This window comes from Antarcticibacterium arcticum (assembly GCF_007993795.1).
GTDB lineage: Bacteria > Bacteroidota > Bacteroidia > Flavobacteriales > Flavobacteriaceae > Gillisia > Gillisia arctica.
This window is the reverse complement of record NZ_CP042476.1, coordinates 2,293,490-2,319,437: the sequence shown is the minus strand read 5'-3', so window position 1 is coordinate 2,319,437 and position 25,948 is coordinate 2,293,490. Positions and strand designations below refer to the sequence as shown.

General features: G+C 41.2%; 21 protein-coding genes. 16 read left to right on the top strand and 5 right to left on the bottom strand.

Features of this window, described 5'->3' with window-relative positions; all coding sequences use genetic code 11:
* Positions 1 to 58 precede the first annotated feature (58 nt).
* From FK178_RS10455 to FK178_RS10445, 3 genes are all read right to left on the bottom strand, one after another.
* Positions 59 to 388 (bottom strand): hypothetical protein, encoded by a 330-nt coding sequence (locus FK178_RS10455; protein WP_146834594.1) that lies wholly within the window; start codon positions 386 to 388, stop codon positions 59 to 61.
* A gap of 129 nt (positions 389 to 517) precedes the next feature.
* Positions 518 to 1,033, bottom strand: coding sequence for a metallophosphoesterase family protein (locus tag FK178_RS10450; RefSeq protein WP_240793817.1), 516 nt, complete (start codon positions 1,031 to 1,033; stop codon positions 518 to 520).
* 213 nt (positions 1,034 to 1,246) lie between these two features.
* On the bottom strand, positions 1,247 to 1,450 hold the full coding sequence (locus FK178_RS10445) for a hypothetical protein (RefSeq protein WP_240793816.1): 204 nt from the start codon (positions 1,448 to 1,450) through the stop codon (positions 1,247 to 1,249).
* Between the two features lie 200 nt (positions 1,451 to 1,650).
* Here FK178_RS10445 and FK178_RS10440 point away from each other — a divergent pair, with 200 nt between their 5' ends.
* Entirely contained in the window at positions 1,651 to 3,165 is a 1,515-nt protein-coding gene (locus FK178_RS10440) for an AsmA family protein (protein WP_146834587.1), read from the top strand.
* Here the strand turns inward: FK178_RS10440 and FK178_RS10435 are convergent.
* Positions 3,162 to 4,001, bottom strand: a complete 840-nt coding sequence (locus tag FK178_RS10435) for a universal stress protein (protein WP_146834584.1) — start codon at positions 3,999 to 4,001, stop codon at positions 3,162 to 3,164. The genes FK178_RS10440 and FK178_RS10435 overlap by 4 nt on opposite strands.
* A gap of 252 nt (positions 4,002 to 4,253) precedes the next feature.
* Here FK178_RS10435 and rimP point away from each other — a divergent pair, with 252 nt between their 5' ends.
* The 3 genes from rimP to infB are packed head-to-tail and all read left to right on the top strand — an operon-like array spanning position 4,254 to position 8,851.
* Positions 4,254 to 4,715, top strand: a complete 462-nt coding sequence (gene rimP, locus FK178_RS10430) for a ribosome assembly cofactor RimP (RefSeq protein ID WP_146837593.1) — start codon at positions 4,254 to 4,256, stop codon at positions 4,713 to 4,715.
* A 12-nt stretch (positions 4,716 to 4,727) separates the two neighbouring features.
* On the top strand, positions 4,728 to 5,960 hold the full coding sequence (nusA, locus tag FK178_RS10425; RefSeq protein ID WP_146834581.1) for a transcription termination factor NusA: 1,233 nt from the start codon (positions 4,728 to 4,730) through the stop codon (positions 5,958 to 5,960).
* A gap of 59 nt (positions 5,961 to 6,019) precedes the next feature.
* Positions 6,020 to 8,851 (top strand): translation initiation factor IF-2, encoded by a 2,832-nt coding sequence (gene infB, locus FK178_RS10420; protein WP_146834578.1) that lies wholly within the window; start codon positions 6,020 to 6,022, stop codon positions 8,849 to 8,851.
* A 72-nt stretch (positions 8,852 to 8,923) separates the two neighbouring features.
* Here infB and FK178_RS10415 read toward each other — a convergent pair whose 3' ends face one another.
* Complete coding sequence (locus FK178_RS10415) at positions 8,924 to 9,316, bottom strand: SPOR domain-containing protein (RefSeq protein WP_146834575.1); 393 nt, start codon at positions 9,314 to 9,316, stop codon at positions 8,924 to 8,926.
* Positions 9,317 to 9,521: 205 nt separating this feature from the next.
* On the opposite strand from FK178_RS10415, the gene FK178_RS10410 reads away from it, so the two are divergent.
* From FK178_RS10410 to queG, 12 genes are all read left to right on the top strand, one after another.
* Positions 9,522 to 10,865 (top strand): c-type cytochrome, encoded by a 1,344-nt coding sequence (locus tag FK178_RS10410; RefSeq protein WP_146834572.1) that lies wholly within the window; start codon positions 9,522 to 9,524, stop codon positions 10,863 to 10,865.
* A 26-nt stretch (positions 10,866 to 10,891) separates the two neighbouring features.
* The gene (locus tag FK178_RS10405) at positions 10,892 to 13,948 is read left to right on the top strand and encodes a TAT-variant-translocated molybdopterin oxidoreductase (RefSeq protein WP_146834569.1); all 3,057 of its coding nucleotides are present in this window, start codon (positions 10,892 to 10,894) and stop codon (positions 13,946 to 13,948) included.
* Positions 13,949 to 13,981: 33 nt separating this feature from the next.
* Positions 13,982 to 15,772, top strand: coding sequence for an NrfD/PsrC family molybdoenzyme membrane anchor subunit (gene nrfD, locus FK178_RS10400; RefSeq protein WP_146834566.1), 1,791 nt, complete (start codon positions 13,982 to 13,984; stop codon positions 15,770 to 15,772).
* Complete coding sequence (locus FK178_RS10395) at positions 15,772 to 16,299, top strand: DUF3341 domain-containing protein (RefSeq protein ID WP_146834563.1); 528 nt, start codon at positions 15,772 to 15,774, stop codon at positions 16,297 to 16,299. Before nrfD ends, FK178_RS10395 begins: the two co-directional genes overlap by 1 nt.
* Positions 16,300 to 16,304: 5 nt before the next feature.
* The gene (locus FK178_RS10390) at positions 16,305 to 16,997 is read left to right on the top strand and encodes a c-type cytochrome (protein WP_146834560.1); all 693 of its coding nucleotides are present in this window, start codon (positions 16,305 to 16,307) and stop codon (positions 16,995 to 16,997) included.
* A gap of 21 nt (positions 16,998 to 17,018) precedes the next feature.
* Complete coding sequence (locus tag FK178_RS10385; RefSeq protein ID WP_146834557.1) at positions 17,019 to 18,425, top strand: quinol:cytochrome C oxidoreductase; 1,407 nt, start codon at positions 17,019 to 17,021, stop codon at positions 18,423 to 18,425.
* Positions 18,426 to 18,456: 31 nt separating this feature from the next.
* Positions 18,457 to 19,584 carry a cytochrome c oxidase subunit II gene (locus FK178_RS10380; protein WP_146834554.1) on the top strand — a complete coding sequence of 376 codons (1,128 nt, stop codon included), beginning with the start codon at positions 18,457 to 18,459 and terminating at the stop codon, positions 19,582 to 19,584.
* Positions 19,585 to 19,607: 23 nt separating this feature from the next.
* Positions 19,608 to 21,437, top strand: coding sequence for a cytochrome c oxidase subunit I (locus FK178_RS10375; protein ID WP_146834551.1), 1,830 nt, complete (start codon positions 19,608 to 19,610; stop codon positions 21,435 to 21,437).
* Positions 21,438 to 21,869: 432 nt separating this feature from the next.
* Complete coding sequence (gene ruvB / locus FK178_RS10370; protein WP_146834548.1) at positions 21,870 to 22,892, top strand: Holliday junction branch migration DNA helicase RuvB; 1,023 nt, start codon at positions 21,870 to 21,872, stop codon at positions 22,890 to 22,892.
* A 70-nt stretch (positions 22,893 to 22,962) separates the two neighbouring features.
* On the top strand, positions 22,963 to 24,300 hold the full coding sequence (locus tag FK178_RS10365) for a cytochrome P450 (RefSeq protein WP_146834545.1): 1,338 nt from the start codon (positions 22,963 to 22,965) through the stop codon (positions 24,298 to 24,300).
* 242 nt (positions 24,301 to 24,542) lie between these two features.
* Entirely contained in the window at positions 24,543 to 24,821 is a 279-nt protein-coding gene (locus FK178_RS10360; RefSeq protein ID WP_146834542.1) for a DUF4242 domain-containing protein, read from the top strand.
* A gap of 175 nt (positions 24,822 to 24,996) precedes the next feature.
* Positions 24,997 to 25,920 (top strand): tRNA epoxyqueuosine(34) reductase QueG, encoded by a 924-nt coding sequence (queG, locus tag FK178_RS10355; RefSeq protein ID WP_146834539.1) that lies wholly within the window; start codon positions 24,997 to 24,999, stop codon positions 25,918 to 25,920.
* Positions 25,921 to 25,948 lie beyond the last annotated feature (28 nt).

The window sequence follows — 25,948 nt, the reverse complement described above, 5'->3', positions numbered from 1 at the left end:
GTGTAATATTAAAAAGCCTCCACAAGTGAAGGCTTTAGAAATATAATGTTGTAAAATTTTATGCCGCAACCACTATATTATAATGGGTTAGTAAATTCTGGTAAAAAAATAAACTTTTCTCATCAGATTTCAGGCAGGATTGCAAAAAGTTATTTAAATCTAGACACTCAAATGTAATTCCCGTATAGTTGTTATTGGAAATTGGCAATTTTAGATCTATGGTTTGTGAGATATAGTTTATCTTAATGTCTTTGGCATCAAAATATTTTTTCAAAACTGCATTGTGAAGACTTTCAAATTTATGGGCATCAACATCTTTATTAATGAGGCTGTAGGAGATCAGATTTTTAACTTCGTCAATTATAACTTCGGGGGTAAAGTTGCTCATATTCCTTTAATTTGAATTAATAATCTATCGTATTGGAGGAGCTAAGATAGTACCACACTTGTTAACAAAAACCTAAGGCTTAATAGATTAATACTAAATTAACGTACAAAGAAATTTTTTAAGAGTACGTTAAGAATCCTTGTAGTGAATAATTTGTGGGGCATTAATGGGGCGGTACCTTTGATCCAGGGATGCTGCATTTACAAACACGGTATTTTGTGATCTCTCTATTCCATAATCATTATGGTTATGGCCAAAAACATGAAAAGGTATTTTTAAAAACCTTACCCGCTGCAGGAGTTGCTCGCAACCAATGTGTCGTTTGTTATCCAGCTCATCCAATATCCTGTAGGGTGGAGTATGGGTTATGAGATAGTGGGTGTTGGAAGGAATGAGGTTCCAGTGTTTTAAAATTTCATTACTACTCTGGATATTGAAGGCCCAGGTGCCATTTCCATGAGTGTAGGGCGCTCCCCAAAAATTTACATTTTGAATAGTTACCCCACTATCAATTAAATAATGAATATTGGAAGGGATAATCTGCTCCAGACGATCGCTGTGTTTTTCCAGGAAAAAGTCATGGTTTCCGGCAACAAGTATTTTATGCGTATGAGGCAGGCCGGAGAACCAATTTAAAAAATTCATGGTCTCTTCTTTAGACCCGGCCTCTGTAAAATCACCCGCATGAATAATTACATCTCCCGGGGGATAAGTAATTGCTGGTGTTTATTATGAGTATCGGCAATACAAATGATCTTCATGATTCTTTTTTAAAAACAAAACCCGATGAAGAAGACTTCACCGGATGATTTAATTCTTGAAGAAGCCTTTACCAGTATCGCTTCTCACAGTATTATTTTATAATTTTTCGTGTTCCTGATCTGTAGAAACATAATCTTTATCTGAAGGTAACAACTTATTTGTAACCTTGGTTACCGCAAATGCAATGATCATTGCTGAAAAAGCAAAGAACAGGAATTTAACCAGCAGACTATCAGATAGTGCCAGGCTATAAACGGCAAGAAAAATTTCTATTGCCAGAATTCCTATTTTAAGGATCATTTTAAAAATCATTGCATAAATAAATTAGTTCGGTGGGAAAGGGCAAATATAATGCCCATACCACCAAAGAAAATAAGTTTTTCATCATTTGACTTAAATTTAACCTATATCCTCAAGTCTTGAGAATATTAAGTTAAAGTTTCTTATCAAAGCAGGCTCAGGCGTTCATATTTGTAATTTTACAAGCCTAAACCTGATTTTTGAAAAAAAGGAAAAATCTTTTTATCCTCGTGGCAGTGCTTATAACAGTCGGGATAGGTGCTGTTTACTTACTAAATAAATACATAAAAGATCAAATTATCACGGGTCTGGAAAAAGAATTTCCTTCCTCGGTACTTTCCTATGATGACATATCTGTAAATGTGCTGGGTGGCAACAGTTCCATCTCCAATATTTTGATGAATAATCAAGGGGTAAAGCTAAGTGCTTCCCGGGTCAACATCAGGAATTTTAGTTACAGCTCCTACTTACGGTCCGGAGATTTTGAAATTGGCTCCCTTGAATTAATAGCACCGGTTATTGTTATAAATAAAAGTGACACAGCCACGGTAAAAAAGGTAGCTGAGGGAGAGGAGATTGAAAGAAATTTACTTTTAAAGAAGTTCCGGGTAATAGGTGGTAGTTTACGGGTAATTGAGAATGATTCGGCGAGCAACACACTTTTTGTTTCAATTAAAAATATTGAACTGGAAAAGGTGCTGTTTGGCAAAAAACATAAAGGGGCGTTGATTCCGTTTGAATATGATTCATATAAAGCGGAAAGTGATTCTTTGTTCTATGAAATTAATGCGTGGAATTCAATTACGGTCCGGAATGTCGAGCTTAAAGAAGATCTTGTGCTTACTGAATTCAGAATAATTCCTAAATTATCCCGTGCACAATTTGACTTGCAGATTCCCTATGAAAAAGACTGGATCGCCCTGAAAGTAGATCAAATTACTTTTCAGGATCTGGGCTGGAGTAAAAATGAAGATAGTTTGATGATCAAAAGCCCTCAAACCTATATTGAAAATGCCAATTTACAGATCTACCGGAATAAATTGGTAACAGATGATACCCGTATAAAACCTATGTACAGCCAAATGCTCCGGGAGCTGGGCGTAAAGCTGCAGCTGGACTCTGTTACGGTAAAGAATTCAAAAATAGTTTATGAGGAAAAAGTGTTGGAATCACGCCCGCCGGCTGAAATAAGTTTTCAGAACGTACAGGCAGGGATTAAAGACCTTGTCAATTTTAACCCGGGCAACGGACAATTCCCAAAAACCCGTATTAAAGCAAAAGCAGTGTTTATGGGGAATTCCCGCCTCACCCTAAACTGGGATTTTGATGTGAGCAATTCTATGGATGAGTTTCATGTATGGGGGTCGCTGGCTGCCATTAAAGCAGAAGCTATGAATCCTTTCCTGAAATACGCGATGAATGTAGAAACAGAAGGGCTTATAGAATCCCTATCATATAACTTTTACGGCAACAGGAGCCAGGCCTCGGGTGACATGCAGATGGGATATCGCGATTTCAAAGTGAATATCCTTAAAGATGGGGAAGAGAAAAGAAAATCATTTCTTTCCAGGCTTGCAAATCTTATTATAAAAAATGATGCGATAAATGAGGATGTGAAACAGGAAAGTATTGAGACCCAAAGGGACAAAACAAAATCCTTTTGGAATTTTCTATGGCTTTGTATTAGGGACGGTGCCCTTAAAACCTTTTTCTAAATTTTAAAAGTCACTACCGGCCGTTGTGCATGGTTTACAAGATCCTCGCTAATGCTACCATTAAAAAAATGTGCCAGTCCCTTGCGGCCGTGCGTGCTAATTCCAATTAATCCTGCGCCAATGTGCTGTGCAAAATTAAGGATGCCGTTCTCTACAGTTACATCGTTCCAAACGGTAAAGCTGTAATCTCTTATTTCCTCGCCCTTTATAAAATCTGTCAAACATTTATTTGCCTCTTCACTGGTACGAAAATTATTTGCCGTATTAATATAAACAAGATGCATTTTCGCTTCGATCTTATTCGCAAATTTCAGCGCCTGTTGGAGGGTGTGTTTATTTTCAATATCACAATCTGTAGCAAAAACAAAATCATTCACATTAAAATGGGGGTGTTCATTTTTAATTACCAGAACTGGGATATTAGAATTGCGCACCACCTTTTCGGTATTAGATCCAATAAACATTTCTTTAAAGCCGGAAGCTCCATGAGATCCCATCACTATAAGATCACATTGGTATTTTTCGCTCACCTCCATGATCCCCTCAAAAGCCTGGTGAAACTCTACAGTTTCATGAACTTTAATCCCGTCAAGGAAAGGTTCGCGCATGATTTCTGTAAATCTTTTTTTAGCAAGTTTCATGAAGTACAAAGCCTCTGGAAGGTTCTGGCTGGTTCCGCCTATGGGGCTTCCGGAAGAACCAACAAGCTGAAGCGGCAGTTCCAACATGTGGAGAAGAAAAATTTCCCCTTTATATCGTTTAGCCAATTGAGCCGCAACCTTTAAAGCGTGTACTGCGTGTTCAGAAAAATCTGTAGGTACCAGTATTTTTTTCATTTGTAATTTTTAAGATGTTAGCTTTAAATCCAGTTGAGATAATTAACCCGTATTTTTAAGGTTCCCTGCCTTGCTCGTTATGCCTGGAACATTTATAGATAAGGGCTTTAAAATGATTGTTTTAATAAATTTACAAATAAATTTTCATTTTAAATGCAGTTTCGATTTTGGGAAAATTTTGTTATCTTTGCAGCGTTGAAACGAAAAAAAATACAGCGAGGGGACGAAAAGTCCCCTCTTTTTATAACTTATATGTTGCAGGAGCGAGTAAAAAAATTGCTGGAGGAGGCATTTGAAGAAAACAATTCCTTATTTTTAATTTCCCTGGTCATTGATGATCAAAATCATATTCTTATAGTGATAGATGGTGATGATGGGGTGTCGGTAAACGATTGTATAGCGGTAAGCCGTAAGATAGAAAACAATCTGGACCGGGAAGAAGAAGATTTCTCCCTGGAGGTTGCTTCCGCCGGGGTATCAGAGCCCCTAAAATTTCCCCGACAATTCAAGAAAAATATTGGTAGAAATCTTGAAGTCCGGGCAAATTCCAATAAATTTGAAGGAAAATTGACCGCGGTTAATGATGAGGGCATTGTGTTGTCCTGGCAGGCAAGGGAACCCAAGCCTGTGGGAAAGGGAAAGATAACTGTAGATAAAGAAATCAATATAGCTTTTGATGAGATTGAGAAGGCTAAAGTTGTGATAACATTTTAATAATAAACTGATATGGAAAATATCGCCTTAATTGAGTCTTTTTCAGAATTTAAAGACGATAAGTTAATAGATCGTGTAACCTTAATGGCGATCCTGGAGGATGTGTTCAGGAGTGCTTTGAAAAAGAAGTATGGAGAAGATGATAACTTCGATATTATTGTAAATCCCGATAAAGGGGATTTGGAAATTTGGAGAAACAGGGTTGTTGTGGCAGATGGGGAAGTGGAAGATCCAAATCAGGAAATATCGCTTTCTGAAGCCCGCAAGATCGAACCCGATTTTGAGGTTGGGGAAGATGTTTCAGAAGAAGTTAAGTTAATAGATCTTGGAAGACGTTCTATTTTGGCATTGCGCCAAAATCTTATAGCCAAGATCCACGAGCATGATAATACCAATATCTATAAGCAGTTCAAAGATCTTGAAGGAGAAATATATACTGCAGAAGTACACCATATTCGCCACCGGGCCATCATTTTACTTGATGATGAGGGCAACGAGATCATTTTACCAAAAGACAGGCAGATCCCTTCAGATTTTTTCAGAAAAGGAGAAAACGTAAGAGGTATAATTGAAAGCGTTGAGTTAAAAGGCAGCAAGCCGCAAATTATTATGTCGCGTACTGCTCCCGTTTTTCTTGAAAAATTATTTGAACAGGAGATCCCTGAGGTTTTTGATGGATTGATCACTGTTAAGAAGGTGGTAAGGATCCCGGGTGAAAAAGCAAAAGTTGCTGTAGATTCTTATGATGACAGGATAGATCCTGTAGGGGCCTGTGTGGGGATGAAAGGGTCAAGAATTCACAGTATTGTGAGAGAATTGGGCAATGAGAACATAGATGTTATTAATTACACCAGTAACGACCAATTATTTATTACCCGTGCATTAAGCCCGGCAAAGATCACTTCCATTAAACTGGATGAAGAAAATAAACGTGCTGAGGTGATGCTGAGACCTGAAGAGGTTTCCAAGGCAATTGGGCGTGGAGGCCACAATATAAGGCTTGCGGGCCAGCTTACCGGCTATGAAATAGACGTGTTTAGAGATGGTGGAGAAGAAGATGTTGAGCTTAGGGAATTTGCCGATGAGATCGAGGATTGGGTAATTGCCGAATTTGCCAAAATAGGTCTTGATACCGCCAAGAGTATTTTGGAACAGGATGTGGATGACCTTGTGCGTCGTACAGATCTTGAAGAAGAAACAATACGTGAAGTAATTCAGGTGTTGAGAGATGAATTTGAAGAATAAAATTTGTTTATTTTTATAAACATACACTAATAATTAAGAGGTAATTTAGAGGGCAATTTATGGCTGAAGCAAAAACAATGCGATTAAACAAGGTACTACGTGAATTCAATATTTCGCTAGATCGTGCTGTGGAATTTTTAAATTCTCAAGGTCACGACATAGAAGCGCGTCCTACCACCAAGATCTCTGAAAATGTTTACCAGGTGCTTTTTGATGAATTTCAAACAGACAAAAGTAAAAAGGTAGCATCTAAGGAAGTTGGAGAGGAAAAACGCAAGGAGAAAGAAGAATTGCGTTTGGCCCGTGAGAAAGAGATTGAGGAAAAGAAAAAAGCTGATGTTAGACAACAGGAAGTTGTAAGTGCCAGGACAAAACTTGAAGGCCCTAAAAAGGTTGGTAAAATTGACCTTGATAAAAAGCCGGAAGATCAAACTCCTGAAGCTCCTAAAGAAACCCCTAAAGAAGTTGAGCAGCCCAAGGCTGAAGTAAAAGAGGCTGAAGCTCCAAAGGCCGAAGCTCCAAAACCAGAAACTCCGGCAGCGGAGAAACCGGAGGTTGAAAAAACTGAAGCTCCCGCTAAAACAGCAGAGACACCAAAAGAGGAAACTGTTAGTCCGGCTGCTAAGGAAGAAAGCAAGCCTGTTCCTTCTGAAACTACAGCTCCAACACCCGTTGAAGGTGGTGAAAATGAGCCTGTAGATTCTACCATTAAAACCCAGTATACCAAACTTAACGGGCCCAACTTTACAGGGGAGAAGATCGATCTTTCCCAGTTTAAGAAACCGGTTAAGAAAAAGGATGAAAAGAAACCTGTTGCCGGTAGTGCAGCAGATAAGGATAAGAATAAAAAACGCCGTAGAAGAATAAGCAAAGATGTGAAGGGAGCTCCCGGAACAACTGCACCTGCAACCGGCGGCGGATATAAAGGCAAGCCGGGTCCAGGCGGTAAAAAACCGGCCAGACCTGCTATTTCCAAGGAAGAGCCAAGCGAAGAAGAAGTACAAAAGCAAATTCGTGAGACCCTTGAAAAACTTCAGGGTAAAGGCGGAAAAGGAAAAGGAGCAAAATATAGAAGAGATAAGAGAGACCAGCACCGTCAAAGATCTGAAGATGACCTTGCACAGCAGGAGACAGACAGCAAGATTCTTAAAGTAACCGAATTTGTTACTGTAAGCGAGGTTGCTACGATGATGGATGTGCCGGTTACAAAAATTATTTCGGCTTGTATGTCGCTTGGTATGATGGTTACAATGAACCAGCGACTTGATGCAGAAACCCTTAGTATTGTTGCTAGTGAATTTGATTATGAAGTAGAATTTGTATCTGCAGATATTGAAGAAGTTTCTGAAATAGTAGAAGATAATCCTGAGGATCTTGTAGGTAGAGCTCCTATAGTTACCGTAATGGGTCACGTAGATCACGGGAAAACTTCCCTTTTGGATTATATAAGAAAAGAAAATGTTATCGCAGGTGAAAGCGGGGGTATTACCCAGCATATTGGTGCCTACGGGGTTGTTCTGGAAGGTGGTCAAAAGATCGCATTCCTGGATACACCGGGTCACGAAGCCTTTACCGCGATGCGGGCGAGGGGTGCACAGGTAACAGATATCGCAATTATTGTGATCGCTGCAGATGATGATGTGATGCCGCAAACAAAAGAAGCAATTTCCCACGCCCAGGCTGCAGGAGTTCCTATTGTGTTTGCTATAAACAAGGCAGACCTTCCAACGGCAAATCCTGAAAAGATCAAGGAAAAACTTGCGCAAATGAACCTTTTGGTTGAAGATTGGGGAGGTAAGATCCAATCCCAGGATATCTCGGCTAAAACAGGTTTAGGTGTAAAAGAATTGCTTGAAAAGGTATTGCTGGAAGCAGAGATACTGGAATTGAAAGCAAATCCTAATAAACCCGGAAAAGGAACAGTAGTGGAGGCTTTCCTTGATAAAGGAAGAGGCTATGTTTCCACAGTACTGGTGCAGGACGGGTCCCTTAGAATAGGAGATTACGTTCTTGCGGGCAGGCACAGTGGTAAAATTAAAGCAATGCAGGATGAACGTGGTAAGGATGTTCCGGTTGCGGGACCTGCTTCCCCGGTATCTATTCTTGGTCTTGATGGCGCGCCACAGGCGGGTGACAAGTTCAGGGTAATGCTGGATGAACGTGAGGCCAAAGATGTTGCTGCACGACGAACACAGTTACAAAGAGAACAATCTGTAAGAACACAGCGTCATATTACTCTTGATGAGATTGGTAGACGTATAGCCCTTGGAGATTTCAAGGAAATCAATATTATTTTGAAAGGGGATGTGGATGGATCTGTGGAAGCTCTTACAGACAGTTTCCAGAAACTTTCTACGGAAGAGATCCAGGTGAATATCATCCATAAAGGAGTGGGTCCAATTACCGAAAGTGATGTATTGCTGGCTTCAGCTTCAGATGCGGTAATAATTGGATTTAACGTAAGGCCTGCCGGAAATGCAAGACAACTTGCAGATAAGGAAGAAATAGACGTAAGACTGTATTCTATTATTTATGATGCCATAAATGATCTTAAGGATGCAATGGAAGGAATGTTATCTCCAATTATGAAAGAAGAGATCACAGGTACTGCCGAGATTAGGGAGACTTTCAAAATATCCAAGATTGGTACCATTGCAGGTTGTATGGTAACTTCTGGTAAGATATTTAGAAACAATGGTATTAGGTTGATACGTGACGGAGTTGTTGTTTACACAGGTGAGCTTTCCTCTCTTAAACGTTTCAAGGATGATGTTAAGGAAGTTTCCAAAGGTTACGACTGTGGTATGCAGATCAAAAATTACAACGATATTAAAGAAGGCGATGTAGTTGAAGGATACCAGGAAGTTGCGGTGAAAAAGAAAATGAAATAAAACTAGATACTCAAATAAAAAAGAGGCTGTTCCAATGGAGCAGCCTCTTTTTTATTTGATAATGATGGGGTTTTACCCTCTTCTTGGTTTTGGGATAAATGCAGCGGGATAATCCTGCTTGATTTGTAATAACACCCTGTCTGCCTCCAGGCGGTTCCTGAAGTTGCCCATTAGGACTTTGTAGTTGGGGGTTTCGTAAATAATATCTGAGGGCCAGTCGCTGTATTTTTGTCTTACTGTTTTCAGGACCTCGCTGGCAGCATTATTATCCCCGTTAAATAACTGAATGTTGAAACGTTCGCCAAATCTGCCCTTTTTGGTGAGATCTGTTTTTTGTTCGAGCAGTTGAGGGATGATGGGATCCTGTTGTATATTAACCTGTCCGGTTTGAGCACTTCCTGAAAGATGTAAGCCCAAAATAAAAATACCGGAGATTATGCAATTTTGAATATTTAAAATTCTCATTATTATGGATTTTGTGTAAAAGTAAAAACTATAACTTAAACTACCGTATAATTATTATTTAGAACAAATATAAATTATAGGTTAACACAAGTGTGCATTTTACAAATCGACTTTAAGTGTTACTTTTGTGGCTCAATTTTAGGCGCGCGACCCGTTTATATTTTCCATTATCGTGCCAAAAAAAGATGCTAATTCAAATTACAATATGAAAAAGGTGAAATTCCGCCATTCAGCCACACAAGTACTGGTTCTAAGTATTTCGATATTCTTATCATTTACCCCGTTGGTTTTAGGCCAGGATACCATTCCTGCCGGAGATGAGCCGCAAGAGGAAGTTGCTGCTGCTGCGGGTGCCGAAGTTAGTGGTGATGCCGCTGCAGGAAAGAATTTATTCAATTCCCTTTGTGCTGCCTGTCATAAACTTGACGGGAATTCTATAGGCCCGCCTTTGAGAGGGGTTACCGCAAAGAGGGATGTAGAATGGTTACAGAAGTGGATCAAGAACAGCCAGGCTCTTATTAATTCAGGTGATGCGCAAGCGGTTGCTATCTACAATGAATACAACCAGGTGGCAATGCCTCCTTTCCCTCAATTGAGCGATATTGATATAGAAAATATCCTTGCATATACCAGTGCGCCAAAAGCGGAGCCGGCAGCGGCTCAGGCAGGTGGTGATGCTGCGGCAGGTGGTCAGGGTACAGGTGGGGTTTCTTCAGATATTATTCTTGGGATACTTGCCTTTGTATTGTTGATGCTGCTTATCATTCTTTTCCTTGTAAATAAGACCCTTCGAAGATTTGCAACTGCAAGTGGGGTAGAGCTTCCTGTAAGGGAAAAAAGGGCGAAGCCAATCTGGAAATCCTTTTTAGAGAATCAATTCCTTGTGTTGGTATCGGCAATAATACTTTTATTGGTGGCCGGTTACGGGATGTATGGATATTTTATGCAGGTAGGTATAGATCAGGGGTACAAGCCTGTTCAGCCTATTCATTTTTCCCATAAGATCCACGCCGGTGATAACCAGATCGATTGTAAATTCTGTCACTCTTCAGCAAGGGTATCGAAGACCTCTGGTATTCCTTCCTTAAATGTTTGTATGAACTGTCATAAATCTATTGGCGAGGTGGCTGAAGCTACTGCTACAGATGAATACAGCAAAGAATTTTACGATAAAGAGATCCAGAAGCTTTATACAGCTGTAGGCTGGAATCCTGAGGAGCAGGCTTATTCCGGTGAAACGGAGCCGGTGAAATGGGTTCGTATCCATAACCTGCCGGATTTTGCCTATTTCAATCACTCACAACACGTAGAGGTTGGTGGCATTGCCTGCCAAACTTGTCACGGCCCTGTAGAAGAAATGGAGATCATGTACCAAAATGCTCCTTTAACAATGGGCTGGTGTGTTAACTGTCACCGTGAAACCAATATTATGGCTGAAGGCAATGAGTACTATGAAAAAATTCATGAGGAATTGTCTCAAAAATACGGAGTGGAAGAATTAACGGTTGCCCAAATGGGTGGACTTGAATGTGCTAAATGCCACTATTAATAATTAAGAAGTAATATTTAATATATATGTCATCAAACAAGAAATACTGGCAAAGTGTTGAAGAGCTTAAAGAAACAAGCTCTGTTGTTGAGGCGCTCCAGCAAAAAGAATTTGCAGAAGAAATACCTACAGATGAATTCCTTGGTAACAAGGAAGCACTGGAAGGCTCAACTACCACCCGCCGGGACTTTTTAAAATACGTGGGCTTCAGCACCGCGGCTGCATCTTTGGCAGCCTGTGAAGGTCCGGTAATTCGATCTATTCCTTACGTGGTGCAACCGGAGCGTATTGTTCCCGGTGTAGCAAATTATTATGCTACCACTATTGCCGATGGATTTGATTTTGCCGGAGTGCTGGTAAGAACCCGTGAAGGACGTCCTATTAAAATTGAGCAGAACACACTGGCGAATACCGGCGCCAATGCCCGGGTACATGCTTCGGTGTTATCTCTGTATGACAGCAAAAGAATTAAAAGGCCGGTTGCAAACGGGGAAACTGTTTCCTGGGAGCAATTTGATTCTGAAGTTTCGCAGGCTTTAAATTCTGTATCAGGAGAAATTGTACTTCTTACCCAAACTTTTGCAAGTCCTTCAACAACCAAATTGATTGGGGAATTTGCTCAAAAATATGGTAATGTAAGACACGTTGTTTATGATACTGTTTCTGAGGATGCTGCATTGAATGCATTCCAGGCAAAATATGGTGAGCGTGCGCTTGCCAATTATGATTTCTCAAAAGCCGAAACCATAGTTTCTGTAGGAGCCGATTTCCTTGGAGACTGGGCCGGTGGTGGGTATGATGCCGCCTATGCGCGTGGCAGAGTGCCTCAAAACGGGAAAATGTCCCGTCATATTCAGTTTGAATCTAATTTCTCGCTTACCGGTGCCAATGCCGATAAACGAATTCCTGTAAAACTTTCAGCTCAAAAAGCTGTTCTTTCAGCTTTACATGGATATATTGTTGGAGGTTCTTCCACAAGCGGACTTTCAGGTGGGGTTGATGAAGCAGTGGTGAAAGCTGCTGCGCAGTTAAGAAAATCTGGAAGCAGAGGGGTAGTTGTATCGGGAATTCCGGATACTGAAGCTCAATCCCTTGTCCTTGCAATCAACGAAGCTTTAGGCAGCCAGGTGATGGATTCAGCAAACCCAAGAATGGTACGTCAGGGGAATGCCGCTGCGGTACAACAACTGGTAAGAGATATGAATGCCGGTAGAATTGGCGCCTTGCTTATGGCTGGTGTTAACCCGGTTTACAGTATGCCGGATCCTTCAGATTTTGTAGAAGGTCTTAAAAATGTAGATGTTTCCCTTTCCTTTTCTATGAAGGAGGATGAAACTGCCAAACTTTGTAATTTTATAGCTGCAACTCCGCATTATCTTGAAAGCTGGGGAGATATTCAGTTAACCAAAAGAAATTTCACCCTTATGCAGCCAACCATCAAACCTTTGTTTGATACAAGGCAGTTTCAGGAGTGTTTGTTAAGATGGAGTGATAATGAAACTTCATATTACGATTATATAAGAGAAACTTGGGCTTCCTCATTAGGTAATGGTTCCTGGAATGATGCTTTGCATGATGGTGCTTTTGAAGCCACTGCTCCTGCCGGGATCACTGCTTTAGCTGGGGCTACTGCAACTGCGCCAGCCGCTAGCGGTCTTTCCCTGGAAGAAGGTGGTTTTGAACTGGAGCTTTATACCTCAACAGGTTTAGGTGACGGCCAGCAGGCTAACAACCCATGGTTGCAGGAATTTCCAGATCCTATTACAAGGGCATCCTGGGATAATTACCTTAAAGTTTCCAGGGCAGATGCAGAGGAACTTGGACTTATCAATGAGCATGCCTCCAACGGCGGCCTTAACGGAAGCTATGTAACACTTACTGTTGGAGAAACAGTATTGGAGAAAGTTCCTGTTTACATCCAGCCGGGCCAGGCACAGGGTACTGTTGCCTTAGCACTTGGGTATGGTAAAAAAGAAGGTATCCAGGAAGAGATGCAGGTAGGTGTTAATGCATATACCTTGTATAAGAACTTCAGGTCTTTCCAGAATGTAAAAATTGAAAAAACAGGAGGTATCCATGAATTCGCCTGTTTACAGCTTCATAAAACCCTTATGGGTAGAGGCGATATTATAAAGGAGACAACTCTTGAGATCTTTAATACCAAAGATGTTCACGAATGGAATAAAGTTCCTGAAGTTTCCCTTAACCATATTGAAACCCCGGTTACTTCGCCAGATGTTGACCTTTGGAGTGGTTTTGACCGTTCAATAGGCCATCATTTCAACCTTTCAATAGACCTTAACGCCTGTACCGGTTGTGGTGCATGTGTTATTGCCTGTCACGCTGAAAACAATGTTCCTGTAGTTGGAAAACAGGAAGTGCGTAAATACCGTGATATGCACTGGTTGAGAATTGACCGTTATTATTCTTCAGAAGAGACTTTTTCTGAAGATATTCAGAAGAAAGTAAACATGTCCGGTCTTGGAGATTCACTTTCCCAGTTTGCCGAGCTTGAAGTAACTGCCGATAATCCTCAGGTGGTATTCCAGCCTGTAATGTGTCAGCACTGTAACCATGCTCCATGTGAGACCGTTTGTCCTGTGGCTGCAACTATGCACGGTCGCCAGGGTCAAAACCAGATGGTTTACAACCGTTGCGTTGGTACACGTTACTGTGCAAACAACTGTCCTTACAAAGTACGTAGGTTCAACTGGTTCAAATACAATAAGAATGATGAATTTGATTATCATATGAACAATGATCTTGGGCGTATGGTATTAAATCCGGATGTTACCGTGCGTTCACGTGGGGTAATGGAGAAATGTTCATTCTGTATTCAGAAAACGCAAAAAACCATTCTTGATGCCAAGCGTGAAGGCAGGGCAATTGAAGATGGGGAATTCCAGACAGCCTGTTCCCAGGCCTGTGATAAAGGTGCTATTGTCTTTGGTGATGTAAATGATAAAGAAAGTGCTGTTTCCAATTTAAAAGAGGACGACAGGATGTATCACTTACTGGAATATATAGGAACCAAACCAAATGTGATGTATCAAACGAAGGTTAGAAATACGTCTGAAGCTTAATTATAATCAATTAAAGAATCAATTAATAAGGATATGTCTCATTACGAAGCACCTATACGAAAGCCTTTAGTTACCGGCTCCAAATCCTATCACGATGTGACTGTGGATGTGGCGGCTCCGGTAGAAGGAAAGGCCAATAAATCCTGGTGGATTGTTTTTTCCATCGCACTTATAGCTTTTCTTTGGGGTTTAGGTTGTATAATTTACACAGTTTCCACTGGGATTGGAACCTGGGGATTAAATAAAACTGTAGGCTGGGCCTGGGATATCACCAACTTTGTATGGTGGGTAGGTATTGGCCACGCGGGAACTCTTATTTCAGCGGTATTATTGTTATTCCGCCAAAAGTGGAGAATGGCCATTAACAGATCGGCAGAGGCAATGACAATTTTCTCTGTAATGCAGGCAGGTCTTTTCCCAATTATTCACATGGGTCGTCCATGGCTGGCATACTGGGTACTTCCTATTCCCAACCAGTTTGGATCTCTATGGGTAAACTTTAACTCTCCACTGCTTTGGGACGTATTTGCGATCTCTACCTATCTTTCTGTTTCCCTGGTTTTCTGGTGGACGGGACTTTTACCGGATTTCGCGATGATCCGTGACCGTGCGGTTAAGCCTTTTCAAAAAAGAATTTACGGGATCCTTAGTTTTGGATGGAGCGGCCGGGCAAAGGACTGGCAGCGTTTTGAGGAGGTATCTCTTGTACTTGCAGGTCTTGCGACTCCCCTTGTACTTTCGGTACATACCATTGTATCCTTTGACTTTGCAACATCGGTAATTCCGGGATGGCATACCACTATCTTCCCTCCTTACTTTGTGGCGGGTGCGGTATTCTCTGGTTTTGCTATGGTGAACACCCTTTTGATCATTATGAGAAAGGTGTCCAATCTTGAAGATTATATCACTATTCAACATATAGAATTGATGAACATAGTTATTATGATCACCGGTTCTATTGTGGGGGTAGCTTATATTACTGAACTTTTCGTAGCCTGGTATTCAGGTGTTGAATACGAGCAATACGCGTTCCTTAACAGGGCAACCGGACCATACTGGTGGGCGTATTGGGCAATGATGACCTGTAACGTTTTCTCACCACAGTTTATGTGGTTCAAAAAATTACGTACCAGTATCATGTTCTCTTTCTTTATTTCTATTGTTGTGAACATAGGAATGTGGTTTGAGCGTTTTGTGATTATTGTAACTTCGCTTCACAGAGATTATTTACCATCTTCCTGGACCATGTTCTCTCCAACTTTTGTAGATGTGGGAATATTTATAGGAACTATAGGATTTTTCTTTGTACTGTTCCTTCTTTATGCGCGTTCTTTCCCTGTAATTGCGCAGGCAGAAGTAAAGACAATTTTGAAATCTTCGGGCGATAAATACAAAGCTTTAAGAGCTGAACATGGAGATCACGTGAATCATTATTCATCTGTAGTAAGAGAGCCTGCAGCAAATACTGCCGATGGACTGGTAGAAAAGGATGAGCCTTATACAGGTGACGCACACGAGCCAACAGTGAATGCAGATGCTTTGGTTCAACTGGATCTTTATAAGGACAGGATCGATGAAATGGTACGCAGGATTGGAACTTTTGATCCCGCAGTTCAAACAGCAGATGATCTTCAAAAAATTAAGGATATTGGGCCTCTGCTTGAGCAGAGACTGCACCAGGTAGGAATTTATACTTATGAACAAATAAGTAATTTGACTGAGAGTGATCTTGAACTTCTTGATATGGTTATAGATGATTTCCAGTTAGAAGGAAGATATGACCAATGGATCACCCGTGCTACCCAACTAAAAAATAAGAAATAATGGCATCTAAAGTTATACACGCTCTTTATACCGATGACGACTTGCTGTTACAGGCTGTAAGACAGGTTCGTGAAGCCCGTTATCATATTGGGGAAATATACACCCCATTCCCGGTGCACGGTTTGGATAAGGCTATGGGCCTTGAACCAACCAGGTTGGCTATCACTTCCTTTATATATGGGGTGGTTGGGTTCACAGTATCTATTGTCATGATGAATTATATAATGATCCAGGACTGGCCAATGGATATTGGGGGGAAACCAAGTTTTTCCTTCCTTGAAAACATGCCGGCTTTTGTGCCTATTATGTTTGAATTAACGGTTTTCTTTGCAGCCCACTTAATGGTGATCACATTTTATCTTAGAAGTAGATTGTGGCCTTTTAAAGTTGCTGAAAATCCTGATGTAAGGACAACAGATGACCATTTTTTAATGGAAATAGAGGTAGCTAACCATAATACAGAAGATCTTACAGATTTCCTTTACAAAACAGGAGCTTCTGAAATTGTATTAATTGATAACAAATAAACCCGATGAAAAGTTTATTTAATAAATATATACTGGTTCTGTTGGCATTGACAATGGTTTCCTGTTTCAATGATTCCCGTCCCAACTATCAGTATTTTCCCGATATGTATGAGCCGGTTCCTTATGAGCCTTATGGCGAATACGAAATTTTTCCCGGTGGCCAGTCGGCAAGACTACCTGTGGAAGGAACAGTTCCAAGAGGATGGAAGCCTTATGAATATGAAAACAATCCTGAAGGCTCCCAGGCTGCGAAGGCACAGTTAACAAATCCGTTGCCGTATACAGAGAAAAACCTGGCAGCAGGAAAGGCGCTTTATACTATATATTGTGCTACCTGTCATGGTGATAAAGGAGATGGACAGGGTACATTGGTACAGCGTGAAAAGATCCTTGGTATTCCTAGTTATGATGATGCTGGACGAGATATTACTGAAGGGAGTGTTTATCACGTAATGTATTACGGGTTGAACGCAATGGGGTCCTATGCTTCTCAAACTTCTACTGAAGAAAGATGGCTTATAGATCATTATGTAATGAAACTTAAAAGTGACCTGCAGGGAAATCCTGAAAGAGCCTTTGAAGCTGATACTTTGCAAAACGCCCAAAATCTTATCCCGGCCGTAAATGCCGAGGGAGATATGGTACCTGGTGATGAAACTTCAACAGACGAAGCGCAGGAAAATCAAAACGAAGAATAACAGCATTTAGATATATTAAATATGTACACGCTATCCAGTAAATTAAAATTATTTTCTATTATCCTTATGGCGGTGGGTCTTATAGGATTAGCCATAGGATTTATAGTCGCCCCTTCTACTATAGAAGAGGTTAAAGAAATGGTAGCTTCTCAGGATGGCCATGGAGAAACCCATACCCCTGCTGAACAGCTTAAAAGCGATCTTGCCGAAGATCCGGATTCAGGAATGGAGTTTGTTCCTTCTGAACATGAGATCCAAACTGAGCGTACAGATGAGCACCGTACAGAATTGGGGACAGATGCAGAAGATCACGAAAATGAACATTACGAGCATTTGCTGCACCAGTTACAAAACAAGCCATGGGCTGCCCTTTATGTAGCCGCATTCTTCTTCTTTATGATCCCGTTGGGTGTATTGGTATTTTACGCAATTCAATACGCGGCGCAGGCAGGATGGTCTCCGGTATTATTTCGTGTGATGGAAGGTATTACTTCTTATTTGTTACCCGGAGGTATTATTGTATTCGTATTGCTTGTATTATCTGGTCTTCATTTAAACCACCTGTTCATTTGGATGGACCCCGAAGTTGTTGAAAATGATGCCATCATTAGAAACAAAAGCGGCTTTTTAAATGTTCCTTTCTTTTTAATACGGGCTGCAATTTATATAGCAGGTTGGGCAATTTTCAGGCATTTCCTTGTGAAGAATTCTCACAGGCTGGATGAGGCTGAACCAAATGATCTTTATTATTTCAAAAAGAACTTTAAACTTGCAGCTGGATTTCTTGTTTTCTTTATAGTAACAGAATCTATGATGTCCTGGGACTGGATTATGAGCCTTGACCCCCACTGGTTTAGTACCTTATTTGGATGGTATGTATTTGCAAGTATGTTCGTTTCAGGGATCACTATGATCGCGTTGGTGTCCATTTACCTTAAATCAAGGGGATATTTACCTTTTGTAAACGATAGTCATATACACGATTTGGCAAAATTTATGTTCGGGATAAGTATTTTTTGGACATATCTTTGGTTCTCCCAATTCATGCTAATATGGTATTCCAACATTCCCGAAGAAGTAACCTATTTTGTAACAAGAATTGAAGATTATGGAATTCTTTTCTTTGGAATGGTAGTGTTGAATTTCCTTTTTCCGGTGCTGTTATTAATGAACAGTGATTTTAAACGTGTAAACTGGTTTGTTGTAATGACAGGTCTGGTGATCCTGTTTGGCCACTATATTGATATTTATGTGATGGTAATGCCGGCAACTGTTGGAGAATCCTGGTTCATTGGACTCCCGGAAATAAGCGCCTTACTTTTCTTCACAGGATTGTTTATTTTTGTGGTTTTCAGTTCTCTTACCAAATCCCCTCTTTTGGTAAAAAGGAATCCATTTTTAAAGGAAAGTGAACATTTTCATTATTAATAAAAAGATTGTTTAAAATAGATATTTAAAAATGACAGTATTTTTAATCATTATAGTAGTAGCCCTCTTTGCGATAACCATCTGGCAATTGACAAAGATCTTCCAGTTATCCAGGGATGCGGGTTCTATAGATTCTTCGGGAGTGGCAAATGACAGGGATAACAGGATGCAGGGAAACCTGATGCTGGCTTTCGGGATCGCCTTCTATATCTTTATGTTTTACAATTTCTGGGCGTATACCAACAGGGCATTACCTGCGGCTTCCTCAGAACACGGAAGTGAATATGATACATTGCTGCTTATCTCCATGGCGGTTATTATGTTTGTGCAAATAATTACCCAGGGATTACTTCATTATTTCTCCTATAAGTATAAAGGTAGAAAAGGTCAAAAGGCATTGTTCTTTGCCGATAATGATAAACTTGAATTCATCTGGACTATCATTCCCGTGATCGTACTTGCAGGATTGATCATTTATGGTCTTTTTACCTGGTCCAGCATCATGAATATTGATGAAGAAAACGGTGATCCTTTGGTGATCGAGATCTATGCAAAACAGTTTAGCTGGGAAGCCAGGTATGCCGGTGAAGATAATACCCTTGGAAAAGCAAACGTTAGATTTATTCAGGATGCAAATACTATAGGTCTTGATGTAAGTGATTCTTATGGGGAAGATGACAAGATCACTACTGAGCTTCACTTGCCGGTTAACCGTCCCGTGATCTTCAAGTTCAGGTCACAGGATGTATTACACTCGGCTTATTTCCCACATTTCAGGGCGCAAATGAACGTTGTTCCCGGGATGACAACACAGTTTTCTTTTACTCCCACCGTAACTACTGAAGAAATAAGGAAAACTGAGTATATGACTGAAAAAATGGGTCGTATAAAGGAAATAAGAAAAGAACGCAGCGATGCGGGAGAAGGCGATATGGCCGATTATGATGAATTTGACTACTATTTGTTGTGTAACAAGATTTGTGGTATAGCACATTACAACATGCAAATGAAGATAGTGGTAGAGAGTGAAGAAGAGTTCAATTCCTGGATCGCAGGACAAAGAACTTTTGGTGCAATGATGGAATCACAACAGGAGCAGGCTCCTGCACAAACCCAGGAAGTTCAGGAAACAGAGGTTGTGGCTCAGGTTCAAAATTAATTTTAAGATAAAGCTTTAAAAATATGTCAGCAGTAGGACACACAGCAATAGATCACTCACATGATGCACATGATGATCACGGGCATCACCATAAGGAGACTTTCATAACAAAATACATCTTCAGTACAGATCATAAGATGATTGCCAAGCAATATCTTATAACCGGTATCCTGATGGGTGTGGTAGGTATTATGATGTCGGTTTTATTCAGGATGCAGCTTGCCTGGCCGGGGGAATCCTTCTGGTTGTTTGAAACGCTTCTTGGAAAATGGGCGCCAGATGGTGTTATGACTCCGGAGATATATCTTGCCCTGGTAACCATTCACGGTACTATCATGGTATTCTTCGTTTTAACCGCAGGTTTGAGTGGTACCTTTAGTAACCTTCTTATTCCCCTTCAAATTGGTGCAAGGGATATGGCATCAGGATTTTTGAATATGATCTCTTACTGGTTGTTTTTCCTTTCCAGTATTATAATGTTGAGCTCTTTATTTGTGGAAGCGGGGCCTGCATCGGCAGGATGGACCATCTATCCTCCCTTAAGTGCTTTGCCTGAGGCTATAGGAGGTTCGGGAATGGGAATGACGCTTTGGCTGGTTTCCATGGCAATTTTTATCGCCTCTTCCCTTATGGGGTCGCTTAACTATATAGTTACCACTATTAACCTTAGAACCCAGGGTATGTCTATGACAAGGCTTCCGCTTACTATCTGGGCCTTCTTTGTTACAGCTATTATCGGGGTGGTTTCATTCCCGGTATTACTTTCAGCAGCATTAATGCTTATAATGGACAGGAGTTTTGGTACTTCTTTCTTCTTAAGTGATATTTATCTAAAAGGAGAAGTTTTGGCGCATCAGGGAGGTTCACCGGTATTGTTTGAACACCTTTTCTGGTTCCTTGGCCACCCGGAAGTTTATATTGTAATTCTTCCTGCCATGGGGATCGTTTCAGAGATCCTGGCTACCAATGCCCGTAAACCTATTTTTGGGTACCGTGCGATGGTTGCCTCTATTCTTGCGATCGCCTTCCTTTCCACCATTGTTTGGGGACACCATATGTTTGTATCGGGGATGAACCCGTTCCTTGGATCGGTATTTACCTTTACAACTTTATTGATCGCAATCCCATCTGCAGTAAAAGCTTTTAACTGGATCACCACGCTCTGGAAAGGGAATTTGCAAATGAATCCTGCGATGCTTTTCTCTATTGGTTTCGTATCTACTTTTATTACCGGAGGACTTACCGGGATCATCCTGGGAGATTCAACCCTTGATATCAATGTACACGATACTTACTTTGTAATTGCCCACTTCCACCTTGTAATGGGTATTTCTGCCCTTTACGGTTTGTTGGCAGGGGTTTACCACTGGTTCCCAAAGATGTGGGGCCGTATGATGAACAAGAATCTTGGGTATATCCATTTCTGGATCACTTCGATTGGTGCTTACGGGGTTTTCTTCCCAATGCATTTTATTGGAATGGCAGGATTACCAAGACGTTACTATAACAACACCTCGTTCCCGTATTTTGATGACCTTGCAGATGTGAACGTATTGATCACCATTTTTGCCTTGATAACGGCAGCGGTACAGGTGGTATTCCTTTACAATTTCTTTAGCTCTATGTTCTTTGGAAAACGTGCTGTTCAAAACCCATGGAACTCCAATACGCTTGAATGGACAACTCCGGTTGAACATATTCATGGAAACTGGCCGGGTGCAATTCCACACGTATACCGTTGGTCCTATGACTATAGCAAGACCAATGAGAATGGAGAATATGTTATTGCAGGACAGGATTTCGTCCCTCAGAACGTACCACTTCAGGAAGGTGAGGAAGAACTCAACCATTAGAAGAAATCATTAATTATAAAAAAAGCCTTTTCAATCGAAGAGGCTTTTTTTATGGAACCTGGAACCTGGAACCTGGAACCTGAAATCTTGAGGTAGGAGTCCAGACTCCAGACTCTTGAATCCAGAATCTAAAATATTGTCCCGTAGGGACAACCTATCGGTAGAAAAATATCCAGAATATTCATCCCTGTGCCTTTAGGTACAGCATATGGAAAATGGGTGCGGGCATTTCTTGTGTTAATTCCCGCCTAAATAATATTCCTGCCGGCAATCAGGCAATCGGAAAAAAAGGTCTAGAGTCTAGACTCTAGACTCTAGATTCTTAATCCCAGAATAGGGATTCTCCTCCCTTTCCTTAAACCTTACTTCCTTTTCTTTATCTTTGCTGAAGGGCTGTTCAAAGACCGCCTTATTATTTAGCTGAAATTGTATATGAACGATAACCTGGATCCCACCGGTGAGAATTTTTCTTCAGAAGAACTGGATATAGAAAGAGCCTTGCGCCCCCTTTCCTTTGATGATTTTGCAGGACAGGACCAGGTGCTGGAAAATCTCAAGGTTTTTGTTAAAGCGGCCAACCTTAGAGGTGAGGCCCTGGATCATACCTTGTTTCACGGTCCTCCGGGACTGGGGAAAACCACCCTTGCCCATATTCTTGCCAATGAGTTACAGGTGGGAATTAAAGTTACCTCCGGGCCCGTGATTGACAAACCCGGGGACCTGGCGGGATTGCTTACCAACCTTGAAGAGCGGGATGTGCTGTTTATTGATGAAATTCACCGTTTGAGTCCTATTGTAGAGGAATATCTTTATTCGGCTATGGAGGATTACAAGATCGATATTATGATCGAGTCAGGGCCCAATGCCCGTACCGTCCAGATCAATCTAAACCCCTTTACCCTGATAGGTGCCACCACCCGTTCGGGATTGCTTACTGCGCCTATGAGGGCCCGTTTTGGGATCTCTAGCAGGTTGCAGTATTACACCACAGAACTTCTTTCAGGCATCATTGAAAGGAGTGCGGAGATCTTAAAAGTTCCTATCTCCCTTGATGCAGCCATTGAAATTGCCGGGAGGAGCAGGGGAACACCGCGTATTGCAAATGCGCTGCTACGCCGCGTACGCGATTTTGCACAAATAAAAGGTACTGGAAATATTGACATGGAAATTGCCCGTTACAGCCTTAAAGCCCTGAATGTGGATGCACATGGCCTGGATGAAATGGACAATAAGATCCTTACAACTATTATAGATAAATTTAAGGGAGGTCCTGTAGGCTTGTCTACCCTGGCCACTGCTGTTAGTGAAAATGCCGAAACTATTGAGGAGGTGTATGAACCCTTTTTGATCCAGCAGGGATTTATTTATCGCACCCCCCGTGGGCGGGAAGTGACCGAGCTTGCTTACCGGCACCTGGGAAGAATAAAAGGGAATAATCAGGGAGGCCTCTTTTAATTTCAGGAAAATCACATATTTTCCTTATGCCTGCCCAGCTTAAAATTTGGGCATGTAAATGAACATGATCATGGAGAAGATACACATACCCACGGTTCCCTTATTAAAGTTTTACACCAACGCGCTTAGGATCTTAAAAAATCCCCTGTCCTTTCACCGGGAAAACTTTGAGCGGTTGGGGGATAGCTTCCGTCTAAATATTGGAAATGGCGACCCCGTGGTCTTTTCCCGCGATCCCGGTTTTGTTCAATATGCCCTTCAAAAAAACCATAAGAACTTTACAAAAACCACCATTCAAACCCGGGATATGGCAAAATACCTGGGCAAAGGATTGCTTACTTCAGATGGGGAGCACTGGAAAAAACAGCGAAAATTAATTCAGCCGGCCTTTCATAAGAAACAATTACTGCTTATTCTGGGGAGTATTGATGCCGCTATTAAGGCTGAATTAAACAAAATTGAAACCGGAAAGCCCATCGACATATTTCCAATTTTCAATAACCTGGCGTTTCAAACGGTAGTAAAATCCCTCTTCAGCAGTGCGGTGGGGGAAAAGGAAATAAAACGCCTTCAGTTTATTACCGAGGCAGCTCAAAAAATGCTGGTGAAGGAATTGCGGCAACCCTATTTGAACAGCTGGTTCCTTCGAAAGAAAAATGTACAAAAGCACATAGGCCTTACCCGGGAAGCCCGCGATTTACTCGGTGAAATTGTTGACCGAAGGAAAAAATCGGGGAAAAGGGAAAACGACCTGTTGGATATGTTGCTGGACGCTAGATATGATAATGGCAGTGCAATGGAGGCAGAGCAGCTCATAGATGAGATCCTTATCCTTTTTACCGCCGGGCATGAGACCACCTCCAATTCTCTAACCTTTACAGCACAATTACTGGCAAGGCATCCTGAAGCGCAACAAAAGATAGCGCAGGAAATAAATTATGCAAAAAGCACCTCTGTTTCCATTCAGGAAATTATAACAGCCTGTCCTTATACCAAAATGGCAATAGAGGAATCTATGAGATTATATCCGCCCGCTTATTTCATAGACCGGGTAAATATTGAAGAGGATGAATGGAAGGGAATGATAATTCCCAAAGGCACCAGTCTCCTGTTCTCCATGTATGAAATTCACCGCCACAAGGATTTTTGGGATGATCCCGAAGTTTTCAAACCCGAAAGGTTTGAAGATCCTAAGAAATATGCCTCTGCCTATTTTCCTTTTGGTGCCGGCCCCCGTATGTGCATAGGCAATAATTTTGCGATGTATGAAATGATCCTGGCAATTGGTGAACTTGTAGACCGGTTTGAGATCACCGCGCCCTCCATCCCAATAAAAATCAAACCTCTTATTACATTAAAACCCGAAAAGGCAATTTTGACGTTTTCCACCATGAAAAGCCATGGATAATTGGTGCAGGACTTTTTTTAAGATTCAGAATTTTCACAGGGATTTCAGGCTTTCAAATTCACTGGGGTGTTGGCGGGTAAGTATTTGTCCTTCAGAATAGTAAATAAGGGTTTTTATTTGAACATTGTCTTCATATATGTCGTAATTTTAAAGTTCAAAACATTTTTAATGCTCAATATGCCTCATTTCTCAACTTAGCGTCGTGCAATAATAATTATTTAACCACTTTAAATATTTCATCTATGAAAACCTATGTTATTGAACGCGAAATCCCAAATGCCGGACAACTTTCGGCTGAAGAATTGAAAAACATTTCTCAAACTTCCAACAACGTTCTGGATGAAATGGGAGAGGAAAGGATCGAATGGCTTGAAAGCTATGTGACCGACGAGAAGATATTTTGCATTTACAAGGCCGACAGTAAGGAAACCATAGCAGAACATGCCAAAAAAGGCGGTTTTCCGGCAAATTCCATCAGGGAACTCCATGCAATGATAAACCCGGAAACCGGTAAGGCTTAATATGAGGCACATGTTTTAATTCTCCATTGTACCGAATGAAGTGTTTCCGAAACTTTTTTTTCGGAAGTTTCCCCATTTCTTCTGAAAAGCTTTGTTTTATGTTCCTCAATAATAATCGTATTTTCGGGCGCAACATTTTCCAAACAGGACACGGCATTTTCAGAAGTAGAACAATATGAACCCGGCTTATAAATATTCCCAACTTATCAAAGCTGAAGCCAGGCGGCTGGGCTTTATGTCCTGTGGAATTTCGAAGGCCGGTTTCCTTGAAGCCGAAGCGCCCCGCCTGGAAAATTACCTGAAAAAGGGCATGCATGGGGAGATGCATTATATGGAAAATCACTTTGATAAACGCCTGGATCCCACAAAACTGGTTGAAGGGTCAAAAAGTGTGATCTCCCTGCTCTTAAATTATTATCCGCATCAACTCCAACGCCAGGATTCCTTTAAGCTGAGCAAATACGCTTACGGTACAGATTATCATTTTGTAATTAAGGATAAGCTCAAAGACCTGCTCAACTATATGCGCACCGAAATAGGGGAGATTGAGGGCCGGGCTTTTGTAGATTCGGCACCTGTTTTGGACAAGGCCTGGGCTGCCAAAAGCGGACTGGGTTGGATTGGGAAAAATTCAAACCTGCTTACCAAACAGGTAGGCTCCTTTTATTTCATTGCGGAATTAATAGTAGACCTGGACCTGGTATATGACAGCCCGGTTACAGATCATTGCGGGAGTTGTACCGCCTGTATAGATGCCTGCCCAACCCAGGCCATTATTGAGCCCTATAAGGTTGATGGCAGCAAATGCATTTCTTACTTTACCATAGAATTAAAGGACGAGATCCCACCCAATGTAGGAGGTAAGTTTGAAGACTGGATGTTTGGTTGTGATATTTGCCAGGATGTATGCCCCTGGAACAAATTTTCAAAATCTCATAACGAGCCATTGTTTGATCCTCACCCGAAACTGTTGGAAATGGATAAAAAGGAATGGCAGGAAATCACGAAGGAAACTTTTAATGAGATCTTTAAAAGATCTGCGGTAAAGCGCACTAAGTTTGAAGGCCTCAAAAGGAATATTAAATTCCTGGAGGATTAATTACCTGAAGCCGGCTATTTATTGGGCT